Origin of the sequence: Parabacteroides sp. HGS0025 (genome assembly GCF_000969845.1) — a bacterium.
GTDB lineage: Bacteria > Bacteroidota > Bacteroidia > Bacteroidales > Tannerellaceae > Parabacteroides > Parabacteroides gordonii.
In genome coordinates this window covers 1,004,410-1,017,095 of the sequence record NZ_KQ033903.1, presented here as the reverse complement: position 1 = coordinate 1,017,095, position 12,686 = coordinate 1,004,410, and the positions used below count along the sequence as shown (strand labels likewise).

The window sequence follows — 12,686 nt, the reverse complement described above, 5'->3', positions numbered from 1 at the left end:
AGGCCTCTTTACCGGATGTCGGGTAATTAATGAGGGAGACTTTCCTTCTTAACGATCACTGTATTTCTTCTTGCAATGCCGGGGGTATGCTCTATCAGACTTATCGTCCGTACATCCGGGCAGCCCTCGTCGGTATCACAACAAAATGCAGTTATCCAGAGATTCTAACCATAACCAAAACATAAAATAAAACTTACATAATGCTGCCTGTAGCATCTTCACCGTTACCCTGTATCCAGTCGGTAACGGATACCTCTTTCAATGTAAGAGCCTCTCCGCTGAGAGTTAATTTGTAGAGGTATTTATGTCCTTTCTCCCAGACGGTTTGAGCCGGGATCTTGTACTTGTACGAATTTCCATTTATGGTGAACAGCGCTTCAATGTCTCCTTCAGCGATAGGGGCCGATGTTGGGATCACCATGATCTGTTGCGGATCGCAGAACTCTTTTGTCAATGTGACAGGTTCCGGAAGATGTAGCCGGGTCGAGGTCTTGCAGCCTGCCGTACCGGTTATTTCACCGCTGCGTATATCCATCATTCCTTTACATATCAGGGCACTTCCTCCGGCTTTATTGCCTACCTGGATAGCCGTCAGCTGATAATCTTCGTTGCCACTTCCTTGCAGGTTGACCTGGAAGGAGAGGAGAGATAAGGCATGATTCATATTCAGGAGAACCACGGGTGATATACTGTTCACTATTTTCTGACCAACAGCGTGTGTGCCATACATATAGTCGGGAGTCTGAGCTGCATCCGAGTAGAGCCTTACAGGAATACTGGCTACGCTCAGTCGCATCTGCGACTGATATGGATAATAGGCATACACGGTGGCCGGATCAAAGTTAAGTGTGACTTCCGGCGTTTGCTGCCAGGAGATTTTATTACTAATTAAATTTGCGTGCGCTTTTACGTTTACATAATCACTATCCTCGTCATACAATCCGCCGTCCTCTTCGCGGGTGATCAGCAGTCCGATTTCCGATCCGTCTTTAAATTCCTGGATGAAATTTGCAGACTTGGTAGTTAAAATACGTGTAATAATTTTTAATGGTTTCTCTTTTGCGCTAATACTCTCAATGGCTGCGATATTGCCCTCGTTGGAGCAACCTGCCAAACAGAAAATCAGTGTAATAAATAGTAATAAATTTCTCATACTTTTATGCTATTTTTGTATCAAATTTCATATTGCAAATATCCGGCGGTTTGAGCAAAATAAGAGATCATACGGTATAAAACCACGATGAAATCGTATAAAAACGCATGAAGCAAATAATCTAAATGCGTCAAATTGTCTAAATATGGTGCAAATCAACTATTTGAGAGAGCAATTTGTTTATAGATAAACGAGGGGAAGAAGTATGTTGGAAAAAATACAGTTTTTATTGAGTATGCAAATAATTGGCCTATGCATTTTAGGCGGCATTATGATGCTATTGAGATCATTCGGCAACAGGGCACGACATATTCTGGGTTGGAGTATGATTATGTGGGCCGCTATGGCCGTAATCAGGAATATAGTTAATTTTTACCTGCACGATGCAAAAGAAGCGTTCCATCCGGATGTACTTATTGCCAGTTGTTTCGTAGTAGCTTGTCTGGCCGCTTATGTGATTGAAAAGCTACGCCCCGGATATCTTACTTTTAAGCGTTTTTCTATCTTTCTTTCTCCTGTTATTATAGGTGGTTTATCTTATCTGACTTACCGCTTGTGTGGCGAAGAAATCCATGTTTATTATTCCGTACGGGACGTTTTTAATGATTTGAATCTTGATGTATGTCTACGTTTGCTTGTCTTTGCATTGACTGTCGTTTATATGGCGTTGCCTATTTATCTGGTCATGAAATACGGGAAAGAGTATTCGGAATATCTTAGTGAAAATGTGTCTGACCCTGAAAATTACGACCTGATCTGGCTGAAAAGAACTATGATCGTCTTGTTGATCCTTTATGTTCTTTACCTGATATTGCTGTTTACGGATATTCCGATTCTTTATGTTATTGATAAGGCAGTGCTCCTTGTAGTTTGGTTTTATTTCTTTTATAATGCCCTGTTTCTTAAGAATATCCAATTAGATCGTACTTTCAGGAATGGGTGGAACTCGCCTGTGGATGAGAACGACGAAGAAAATGATGACGACGATGAACAGCAAAGCATGTTGTTTAAACGTTATGCAGAAGAAGTAAACACCTGGTTCGAGAAAGAGAAACCTTACCTGCGTGACGATTTGCGGTTCACTGACCTGCAACGGGTATTCCCTATCAGCCGTTCCTATCTTTCCCAGTTATTCAACAAAGAGCTGGGAATGTCCTTCTCCGATTATGTCAATCAGTTCCGGGTGGAAGAGAGCAAACGCCTGATGGATGCCGAACCGTTGGCCAGCATCCAGGATATTGCCGAACGCTCCGGTTTTCATTCCATCAGTACGTTCCGCAGGGCATTTACGAAGCAAACCGGGATTGTACCTTCCGAATATAAGCGAGGATAACCCTCTGTCTTGTAGAATCTGATAAGATTACTTACTTTTACATCCTGAATAAAGAAAATAATCTTATCATGAATAACACTACTACCGCGCGTCCGCATATCGTATGGTTGGACGCACTTCGCTTCGTTGCTATCCTGATGGTCATAGCCTGTCATTGTACAGACCCGTTTAATGCCTCTCCGGAGTCGCGTGCCAATCCGGAAATTAATTTCTGGGGATCGGCCTATGGCTCTATGTTGAGGGCTTGTGTTCCCCTGTTTGTGATGATGACAGGCTTTCTGTTGTTGCCGGTGAAGCAGGAGGCTTCCGTCTTTTATAAGAAACGCATTCCACGCGTATTCTTTCCTTTCCTGATCTGGTCGGTACTTTTTAATCTGGCTCCGTGGTTTATCCAATGGGTAGGAGGAAGTGCAGAACTGGTGACTGATTTCTTCCCCTGGGCACCCGATCCTTCGGCATCTCTGGCAGACGGATTGAAAGATATAGCCATGATCCCGATCAACTTTACGGTTTATGCTACGCCGATGTGGTATATCTATGCGCTGATCGGGCTATATTTGTATATGCCGGTATTTTCGGCCTGGGTAGAGAAAGCTTCCGATAAGGCAAAACGCTGGTTTCTGATAGGTTGGGGTATTTCGCTGTTTATACCTTATCTGATGGAGTTTGTCTCGCATTATCTATTCGGAACCTGTTCATGGAATGCCTACGGGCTGTTCTATTATTTCGCCGGATTCAACGGATACCTACTGCTGGGCCATTATCTGGGGAAAGGGAATAACTGGTCGGTTGCAAAGACGCTGACAATCACTATTCCGCTGTTTGTGGTCGGTTTCCTGATCACTTTTAACGGTTTCCGCTATATGACTTCCGATCCGAATGTAAGCGAGGAGGGGATGGAGCTGTTTTTCACCTATTGTTCGCCGAATGCGATGCTGATGACGGCTGCTATCTTCCTGCTGGTACAGAAGGTACGTATTTCGTCTCCTTTGATCTGTCGCGCGTTGGCTAATCTGACAAAGTTGGGATTCGGAGTCTATTGCGTGCATTATTTCTTTGTAGGGCCTTCTTATCTGTTGACTCTCTGGCTGGGAATACCAGTGTCGGCTATCGTGCCTGTTTCGGCTGTCTTTACGCTGGCTGCGACCTGGGGATTTGTCTGGTTGCTGTCTAAGTTGCCTTATTCAAAATACATTATAGGATAAAGGCATTCGACAAATAGGGATCCGGTTTTGTACAAATGATGTTAAAACCGGGTGATGCAGGTATAACGTATGCGTATTACTACTACTTTTGTGTTGTAAAACATATTTATGTGACATGTTTTACTAAGAGATCGTTTTAAATAAATAGAAATGCGCTATGAAAAAAGTAGTTAGTAAATGCGTCAAATACCTGGAGATACTGGGTGAATATGCGATGCAGAAGTATGGAATAAAATAAAAGAAATCTTTTCAGTGTTAGGGGGATGTCCGTGAGGGTATCCCTTTTTTATTTCCATTTTTCCGGATTTACTTTATGGTTGGTAATAACCGTAAGGTATCAGCTCTTCTACTTGTTTGATCTCTTTAAGATAGCATTCGTTAAGCAAAGTCAGGCGGTTGGCTATTTTGTGTACTTCGCGGAAATTATGGTCTGTCAGGATAATTCCATGATTTTTGGCGCTTTCGGTCATAAGTATCCGGAGCTGTTCGGCTACGACAGGGGAGACGCCGCTGAAAGGTTCGTCGAGCAGGATATAAGGAGCCGGACTGAAAAGGGTAGTTTTGATTTCCAGGTAACGTTGTTCTCCGGTCGAGATTTCACAGATACGCGAGGTTCTGAGGCGGAGAAGCATTTTGTCGGCAAGAAAGCGTTTCCTGTCTTCCGGAGCGATACAAAGTTCTGCTATCTGTGATACTTTCAGATGTGAGGGAAAGGATGGATGCTGTGGCAGGTAGGCGATCAGTCCGGAGCGGAAGGCCGGCCCGTTTATGACCTTTCCGTCGATGCGGATAAATTTCCGGTCAGCTTTAAGTGTCCCGAAGATGATATTCAGCAGGGTTGATTTGCCTGTCCCGTTTCGTCCGAAAAGGGCAATGATGTCTCCCCGGCAGCATTTCAGGTAAACATCTGCCAGTATGGTTCGTTCTCCGAACGATTTAAGTACACTATCTATTTCAAGGCCTGTATGCATAGCTCGATGATTTGATTCAGTAGATTACAGCAGATGAACATGACGATAAACGTAACGATCCAGAGTTGATACTTGCTGATTCCCTGATTATAATAGAAAAAGTATTCTTCTTTGTGTGTCAGTTCCTTGTAGATATAATCGAATCCTAGTCCGACCGTAGGGATGAGGCGAAACCAGAGTTTGACGGAATCCATCATACTTCCGTTATATAGAATAATGGAAGTAATGCTACCCATAGATGCAAAGAGAAAACCGATCAGGACACTGAATTTTAATGTACTGAGGAAGAATGTCCGGTAAAACCGGTATTGTGTTTTCCATCTTTGCAGTTTATCCATAAACAGTCAGTCTATCGAGATAATTGATTTTCTGCTAAGGTATTCAAATCATTGGGAATGAGGGCAGGATTCTTTTTAATAAAGTATAAAAGGAAGGAAAAAGAAAGGGTAGAATAGCATTAACTACTCTACCCTTTGCCTTGTATATATCATTAAGTTGTTACTTTACAACAAATGTATCTTTCAGTTTGATATCTGTAGAAGATGCACCGATGCGGACTTCAAATTCGCCCGGTTCGACCGTCCATTCCATATTTCTATCCAGAATTTCGAGATCTTCGGGAAGAAGCGTGAAAGAAACGGTGCGGGTTTCTCCCGGTTGCAGGGAGATACGTTCGAAGCCACGCAATACGGATTCGTAAGCGATCACGCTGCTTACCTTGTCGCGAACGTAGAGCTGTACTACTTCGTCGCCGGCACGTTTGCCTGTATTGGTTACGTCTACCGTTACATGCACGGGGCTTTGCGAATAGGGAGTTTCCTGCTTGATAGCGAGGTTGGAGTAATTGAAGGTAGTGTAACTCAATCCGTGGCCGAATGGGTAAAGAGCGCCGTTTACACGGGTATTCCCGGAACCGTTAGGGCCGCTGAAGTATTGTCCGTCCTGCGAACCCGGCTTGAACGGGAAGTTGAACTCGATCTGTCCGATTGTTTTCGGGAAGGTTACAGACAAACGTCCGCCCGGATTATAATCACCGAACAGGGTTTGTGCAATGGCTTCACCGCCCAGCTGACCGGGGAACCAGGCTTCGAGGATAGAAGGAATATTGCGGTCTGCCCAATTAATTGTGAGCGGTTGACCATTGATAAGAACAAGAACGACCGGTTTTCCGGTAGCATGCAGCGCTTCCAGCAGTTGTTGCTGACGGCCGGGAAGATCGAGGCCTGTGCGCGACTTACTTTCGCCTGTGCAGCTTTCATCTTCTCCCAGTACGGCGATAATCACGTCGCAATCGGCAGCAGCGGATGTGGCTTCAGCGATAGTATTCTTTTCTTCGTCGGTCAATGGAGTCGGTACGATTTCGCTATCGGGCCAGTTGGCGTCTTTTATTTCGCAACCTTTGGCATAAGCAATTTCTACTTCATTACCCAGATAGTTTTTCAATCCATCATACACTGTGATGTTATCGAGACCTTGTGGGCCGTAACGGCTTATCATGTAATTGGTCTCTTTAGCCAGCGGGCCGGCAATAAGTACTTTTTTGGTTTGCCGTTTATCTAACGGAAGCAGATTATTTTCATTCTTCAGAAGGACAAGCGACTGTTGTTGCATATCGAGCACGAAGTCGCGGTGTTTGTCGGCACCTACGATCTTATCCGCTGCCTTGGGATCTTTTACATAGGGTTCATCGAACAGTCCGAGTTCGAATTTGACGCGTAAAACATCGCCTACCATACGATCGACGGACTTCATAGACAGTTTGCCCTCTTTCACCAGCTTGCGTACCGGCAGGATATAGTCGGCCGGATGGGTAAAGTTGGTACGTACGTTCAATCCGGCTTCAACTACCTGGCGAACGGCTTCTTCGTACGAATCGGCCACATGATGTTTGGTCTGTACGAACTCCACGGCTTCGCTATCGCTCACCACGTATCCACGGAAGCCATATTCCTGACGCAGCAGCTGGGTGAGGAAGTAATGGCTGGCTGTTACGGGTACACCGTCCCAGTCATTATAGCTACTCATTACACCTTTGGGATGTGCTTTCTGTATAACTCTTTTAAAGGGATAAAGATGGATTTCATGCAGTTCGCGGGGAGCTACATGCGGGTCGGTACGTACCGCTGCGTCGCGTCCGCCTTTCGGAATGCTGTATACAGCAAAATGTTTAAGGGTAGAAGCTACGCCGTTCTGCTGTATACCGGTTACCATCTGTATACCGAGTTCACCAACCAGGTAAGGATCTTCTCCGTAGGTCTCAAGTACACGTCCCCAGCGAGGATCACGGGCTACGTCGAGGATTGGGGCATATACGTTATTATATCCCAGTGCGTGGGCTTCTTTACCGGCAATATCTCCGGCCTGATGTACCAATGCACGGTTCCAGGTACTACCGATGCTGATAGGAGCGGGCAGGGGAGTAGCCCTGGTATGGTTCAGTCCGTGGATGCCTTCATTGGAGAAGTCGACGGGAATACCGAGGCGTGTTTCTTCGATAAACCAGCGTTGAGTAGTATTGATCGCTTCGGCATGATTGCTGAAAGGATAGATCAGTTCAGGCGTACGGCGGCGGGCGCTTCCTACTCCGTTCAATTGTTCGTCGATATTGGCGATACCGTCTTTCCAGATCTCATTTTTCCAGCCTTCCGTCGGAAGCGAGTCTTTCAGGACACGGCTGAAGCCGTAAAGGGTAGCCATCTGACAGCTCTTCTCTTCGAGGGTCATCTGATTCAGCAAATCCTGTACACGGGCATCGATCGGGGCGGAAGGATCTTCATATACGTCTTTTACGCCGTTCTTGTTGAGATCTATCCATCCTTTTTTGTAGATCGAGTCTTTGGCTTGCATGGTACCGGTACCAAGACAGATCGCAACTAGTAATGAATATTTGAAATTCATATTTTTATAGATTTATGTAATTTGTAGTAATGTAAAAACCGTATGGTCGGTAATCATTAGCGCAAAGGTAACAATTATCGACCATACGGTCAATGATTAGTAGCTATTCCGGGGTTTGTATTACTTTACATCCCACCACAGACGTGCGTCTATTTTGTTATATGCTGACTGTGCGTTATAGTTTTCTGTGTTCATGGAAGCTTCTTTCGATGGATAGAGGAAGCGTACTGGTGCATTTTCCTTATTCAGCAGTGCACCATTTTCACGGTCGTCATCGAATATAGGGAAATCTGTACGGCGATATTCAGCCCAGTTCTCATAGATCTGCAGGAAGCCGAGATGCAACCATTTCTGGGTAGCAATCTGTTCCAATGCCTTTGCCGGATTATATTTGAAGCTTGAAGCGGCCAACCAGCTGCCCAATGTGGCATCGGATACGTCTCTGTTGGCAATATTCGCGTCTTTTCCTTTCGGAGCATCACTATTTTTGTAATATTCGTAATAGTTCTGGATAGAAAGGATCACCCCTTTATTATAATACTCTTCAGCATTACCGCTTTTCAGGCCGCGCTGTGCTGCTTCTGCCAGACAGAAGTAAACTTCGGCTGCCGTCATACCGATTCCCACAGGAAGTTTAAAGTTTTTACGGAAAGTTACTGTGTTCAGACATCCGTAGATCTCAAACAGACGTGTACCGTCCGGGCCATTCACCAGCTTGATTGCTTCGTCGGCCGAAGAAGGATAACCGAGTATTTCCGTGCTGCCTTCGTAAACATCTCCTTCATCATCTGTTGCCGGCTGATAGAATACAACCAGACGAGGGTCGGTAGCTTCTTTCAACAGATTAACGGTGAATTCAGGGGGATACATATAATAACTTTGTGCCTTTGAATGACTTTCACGCATAGCACGCCAGATACCATCGGGAGCAGTGCTCTGATTATCCGTCTTAATATAGGTATTGTCGGCATTGGTGGTGATCAATTGGTCGAGCGACAGTTCGGCCAATACCTGTTTAGCCTTATCAGGATCTACATTCGAGATACGCATGGCATAGCGCAGACGCAGGGAGTTGGCAAATTTGTACCAACCGTTGCAGTTACCTTGATAAACGATATCCTGCTGATTGAAACCATCGTTCGACGTTGCTGTCTGGAAATAGGCGGCTGCCGACTTCAGGTCGTCGAGGATAGCGTAGTATATGTCTTTCTGCGTATCATATTTAGGACGGAAAATCACGCTTCCGCCGTACATCACGTTACGGGCGGTAAAAGCTTCCGAATAAGGCATATTTCCGAAGAAATCGGTAGCAATCGCCGTGTTATATGCTTTCAGGATCTTGCCTGCTTCTACATAGATCTTATATTTTGCCTGCTCTTCTGTCGAAAGGTTGGCATACATCTTATCTATTTCGGTCAGCGTACTCATACGTGTTACGTAATAGTTTTCCCAACGGGCCTTATCATCCTGAATATTCTGATAGAGGTTGACGCGGTCTTTTCCCGCCTGACGTGCAGTGGTCTGGATATAGTTTCCGATCAGTCGGAAGTTGTAATTCCAGGTATCGGCATAGTCTATTTCAATTGTTTTCTGAGCACCTTTGGTAAAAAGGTATCCAATCTCGGCCGATGTAAACCCATCGGGATTGTCGTGCTTCTCATCCAGTTTGCTTTCGCAGGAGGAGAATGTGATGGCAGTGCCTAAAAGCAGGCTATATAATATGTGTTTCATAAACGTTTTCTGTTTTTTATGATGAATGAGTTACTATGTTTAGAAGCTGGTATTGATAGCGAAACCAAAGCTTCTTGCTGACGGATAAGAGGTATATTCCACGTAGGGATTGGTACCGCCTGTACCCAGTGTTGCTTCCGGATTCACATTAGGAACATTCTTATAGATAAAGAACAGGTTGCTTCCTACCAACGAAACATTCAGGTTCTGCAAACCGATCTTTGAAACGATATTATTCGGAACACGGTAAGAAAGTTTCATCTCACGTAGTTTGATGTATGTATTATCATACAGGTTATCTTCCGATCCGGCGCGGTTGTAGCGGGAGTTGTAATAATCGGCTGCCGATACAATGATGTTATTCTTTTCACCTTTCTCATTTACACCGTCTACGATGATACCATCGTGGCGAACACGTCCGTCGAGTGCATTGGCCGGAGCTGATGCCTGATGATTGTCTAAAGCGATCTTCTGGTTGGTGTTCTTGTCGATATAATAAGGTTTACCACCGTATTCTTCGTCGCGTCCCCAAAGAGATTCTTTACCTGCACCGGATGCTTTCAGATAATTGTTGGTAAATGAAAGCAATTTACCACCGAACGATCCGTCGATATGTACACTCAGAGAGAAGTCTCTGTAACGGAACGTATTCGTGAAACCGGCTGTGAATTTCGGAGCTGCACTACCTGCATACGTAAATTCCGATTCTTGCTGATAGTTACCGTTCTTATCGACAACGATTCTTCCCTGATCGTCACGTACCCATTTACGGATAAATACGCTTGGAGTTGCATATCCCGGAACAGCTTTGAAGATAGCTGCGCTCCACGGGTTACTGATCTGACGGTCTTCCATTCCATCGATCAAAGAAAGCAGTTCATTGTGTGTATAGGCAAAGTTAAGCACGCCTTCCCAGCTGAAGTTCTTTGTTTCGACCGGAGTACCGCTCACCTGAAGTTCCACACCACGGTTACCGATTTCACCGGCATTCATTCTCATACCTGTGGCACCTGTTGAAGGAGCAACCGGAACGGTGATGATCTGATTCTTCGTTTTATTGGTATAGAACGCAAAGTCTAATCCCAAACGGCCATTAAGTATGCGGCTTTCCAAACCTACTTCCCATGAATAAGTCTTTTCAGGAACGACATTGGTCGGAGGTACGTCGGCTTTGAATTCATTGGTGATAATCGAGCTGTTGTATGATCCGTACTGATATTCAGAGTTCGTAAAGTAGATAGATGGTGTCGTGTTACCCACGATAGCGTATGATCCTCTTACTTTACCGTAATTGTACCAATCCGGCAGATCCAACGCTTCCGTAAATACGAAGCTCAAACCGGCAGAAGGATAGAAGAAGCTACGGTTACCGGCAGTCAGACGGGAAGACCAGTCATTACGGGCTGTCAAATCCAGATACAGGAAGCGTTTGTAAGCTAACTGGGCGGAAGCGAATACAGCACCGAGGAATTCACCCTGGTTAACTACCTTATCTCTACCTGCGGCTTTCGGGTCACGTTTGTTATTATTAGAAGAGAACATTCCGTTGTACTTCAATCCGTGGGATTCCCAGATAACTTTCGATTCTGTGATATCTTCACCGGAAACACCCAAGTTGGCGGACACATCGAAGTCTTCACCGAAAGCTTTATTGAACATCAACAGACCTTCTATATAATTCTTCTGATAATGGGCATCTTCCTTGCGGTAGCTACCTTCCAGCGTGTTCATATCCGAAGGATCTGCATACTTGGTAAAGTATTCTTTGTTCTCTTTATCGTCGCGGTAACGATCCGTACCCCCACGCAGGCGGAAGTTAAGGAAATCGAATATCTTAAGGTTTGCAGACAGAGAAGCGATCAAACGTTCACGGTTCTGTGTATATTCGTTCTCATTCTGCTGCCACATCAGGTATTTAATGATGTTATCGCGGTTTCCTGAGCTGATATTTGAGATATTATCGGTCAAGAAGTAGCCATCTTCGTCCTTATAATTGTCTTTCCACAATTGTGTGATCTCGTTACGAGGCATCGGATAGTTCGATACACGGTCGATACGTGTAGGAGGATTCTTTGTTTCTGAAATATTGAACGAAACAGATGCATCGAAAGTCAGTCGTTCGTGTACCTTGAAGTTACCCGAGAAGCTGAAGTTATGTTTATTCTGCTTGAAGTTTTCCAGGTAACCGCCGTAGTTCATGTTCGTATAGGCAAGACGGATACTGTTTTTATCCGAGCCATTGGTAATAGCGATACTATTATTATTGGTGAAACCGTCTTTAAATACGTCGCGATAGTTGTTTGGCTGTGGAGAGTAGGGGCGTTTTACACCATCCCACCAAAGCACTTCCGTTCCGTCCATACGCGGGCCGAAGCTGCGGTAAGTATCCCCGTTATAGATGGGTTGTCCGTCTGCATTTGTCGTGAAGTAAGGGTTTGTTCCTCCTCCGAACACGTTCTGGAGTTCCGGCATATAAGCACGCTGGTCGTACGTATAAGAAGTACCGACCTGGATACCTAAACCTTTACCTGAGCCTCCGCGTTTAGTGGTGATTACGATCACACCATTAGTTGCACGAGAACCGTACAAGGCAGCAGCGTTAGCACCTTTCAGGATAGACATCGATTCGATATCGTCCGGGTTGATGTCGTTAAGGGCGGAACCTTGCTGTGTTTCGCTACGTTCGCGACCAGCCCAGTTGGAATCAGTGTCGTTGATAGGTATACCATCCACAACGATCAGCGGACGCGTGTTACCTTCCACGGAGTTGATACCACGGATCTGGATCTTGGTACCTCCTGTTGGCCCCGCAGCCGTTTGCTGGATCTGTACACCGGCAGCCTTACCATATAATGAGTTGGCTACGTTCTGTACGGGAACTAACTGGATATCCTCCGATTTCAATTCACTCATAGCGTAACTCAGGGCACGTTTTTCTTTCTTAATACCCATAGCGGTTACTACTACTTCGTCGATCTTCTGGCTATCTTCCATCAATTTTACATCCAGAGTAGCTTGTCCGGTGTATTTGATATCTTGTGTTACATATCCGATGAAAGAAATAGATAGGGTACTTCCGGGAGCTACAGCGATGGAGAAGTTTCCATCCATGTCTGTAATAGTTCCTTCATTTGTTCCTTTTATGGAAACAGAAGCTCCGGCTACTGGGCCAAATGCATCAATAACTGTACCTGTTACTTGCTTTTTTTGTTGAGCGATGTTAGTTACAGCTTCCGACGTAGCTCCTGTTGCAAATACCTGACCGGTAGAACAGAGAGCGCCGGACAGTAAAATAAGTCCGATAGGTCTCAATACTTTTTTCATAAACAAATCTTTAATTAGATTCAAGAAAATTTAATTTCAATGCTGCAAATCTATTAAGGTGTTGTGTTAAA

The 12,686-nt window shown here is 44.9% G+C and carries 8 protein-coding genes; 2 read left to right on the top strand and 6 right to left on the bottom strand.

Annotated elements, in window-relative coordinates:
* Positions 1–193: 193 nt before the first annotated feature.
* Positions 194–1,153, bottom strand: a complete 960-nt coding sequence (locus tag HMPREF1212_RS20980; RefSeq protein WP_046150960.1) for a fimbrillin family protein — start codon at positions 1,151–1,153, stop codon at positions 194–196.
* Between the two features lie 205 nt (positions 1,154–1,358).
* Here HMPREF1212_RS20980 and HMPREF1212_RS20975 point away from each other — a divergent pair, with 205 nt between their 5' ends.
* Both HMPREF1212_RS20975 and HMPREF1212_RS20970 read left to right on the top strand, forming a co-directional pair.
* Positions 1,359–2,486, top strand: a complete 1,128-nt coding sequence (locus tag HMPREF1212_RS20975; RefSeq protein ID WP_046150959.1) for an AraC family transcriptional regulator — start codon at positions 1,359–1,361, stop codon at positions 2,484–2,486.
* Positions 2,487–2,554: 68 nt separating this feature from the next.
* Positions 2,555–3,691, top strand: coding sequence for an acyltransferase (locus tag HMPREF1212_RS20970; protein ID WP_046150958.1), 1,137 nt, complete (start codon positions 2,555–2,557; stop codon positions 3,689–3,691).
* A 311-nt stretch (positions 3,692–4,002) separates the two neighbouring features.
* Here HMPREF1212_RS20970 and HMPREF1212_RS20965 read toward each other — a convergent pair whose 3' ends face one another.
* The 5 genes from HMPREF1212_RS20965 to HMPREF1212_RS20945 all read right to left on the bottom strand — a co-directional run bounded on the left by HMPREF1212_RS20965 (position 4,003) and on the right by HMPREF1212_RS20945 (position 12,615).
* Positions 4,003–4,662: an ATP-binding cassette domain-containing protein gene (locus HMPREF1212_RS20965; protein WP_046150957.1), complete on the bottom strand. Its 660-nt coding sequence runs from the start codon at positions 4,660–4,662 to the stop codon at positions 4,003–4,005.
* Positions 4,641–5,000: a hypothetical protein gene (locus tag HMPREF1212_RS20960; protein ID WP_046150956.1), complete on the bottom strand. Its 360-nt coding sequence runs from the start codon at positions 4,998–5,000 to the stop codon at positions 4,641–4,643. Before HMPREF1212_RS20960 ends, HMPREF1212_RS20965 begins: the two co-directional genes overlap by 22 nt.
* Positions 5,001–5,160: 160 nt before the next feature.
* On the bottom strand, positions 5,161–7,560 hold the full coding sequence (locus HMPREF1212_RS20955; RefSeq protein WP_046150955.1) for a glycoside hydrolase family 3 N-terminal domain-containing protein: 2,400 nt from the start codon (positions 7,558–7,560) through the stop codon (positions 5,161–5,163).
* 120 nt (positions 7,561–7,680) lie between these two features.
* Complete coding sequence (locus HMPREF1212_RS20950; RefSeq protein ID WP_046150954.1) at positions 7,681–9,291, bottom strand: SusD/RagB family nutrient-binding outer membrane lipoprotein; 1,611 nt, start codon at positions 9,289–9,291, stop codon at positions 7,681–7,683.
* 39 nt (positions 9,292–9,330) lie between these two features.
* The gene (locus HMPREF1212_RS20945) at positions 9,331–12,615 is read right to left on the bottom strand and encodes a SusC/RagA family TonB-linked outer membrane protein (protein WP_046150953.1); all 3,285 of its coding nucleotides are present in this window, start codon (positions 12,613–12,615) and stop codon (positions 9,331–9,333) included.
* Positions 12,616–12,686 lie beyond the last annotated feature (71 nt).

What these genes read in the sequence shown, in the direction of transcription:
- HMPREF1212_RS20980 (WP_046150960.1), bottom strand. Translation starts at nt 1,153, where the DNA reads ATGAGAAATTTATTACTATTTATTACACTGATTTTCTGTTTGGCAGGT.
- HMPREF1212_RS20945 (WP_046150953.1), bottom strand. Translation starts at nt 12,615, where the DNA reads ATGAAAAAAGTATTGAGACCTATCGGACTTATTTTACTGTCCGGCGCT.
- HMPREF1212_RS20970 (WP_046150958.1), top strand. Translation starts at nt 2,555, where the DNA reads ATGAATAACACTACTACCGCGCGTCCGCATATCGTATGGTTGGACGCA.
- HMPREF1212_RS20960 (WP_046150956.1), bottom strand. Translation starts at nt 5,000, where the DNA reads ATGGATAAACTGCAAAGATGGAAAACACAATACCGGTTTTACCGGACA.
- HMPREF1212_RS20950 (WP_046150954.1), bottom strand. Translation starts at nt 9,291, where the DNA reads ATGAAACACATATTATATAGCCTGCTTTTAGGCACTGCCATCACATTC.
- HMPREF1212_RS20975 (WP_046150959.1), top strand. Translation starts at nt 1,359, where the DNA reads ATGTTGGAAAAAATACAGTTTTTATTGAGTATGCAAATAATTGGCCTA.
- HMPREF1212_RS20965 (WP_046150957.1), bottom strand. Translation starts at nt 4,662, where the DNA reads ATGCATACAGGCCTTGAAATAGATAGTGTACTTAAATCGTTCGGAGAA.
- HMPREF1212_RS20955 (WP_046150955.1), bottom strand. Translation starts at nt 7,560, where the DNA reads ATGAATTTCAAATATTCATTACTAGTTGCGATCTGTCTTGGTACCGGT.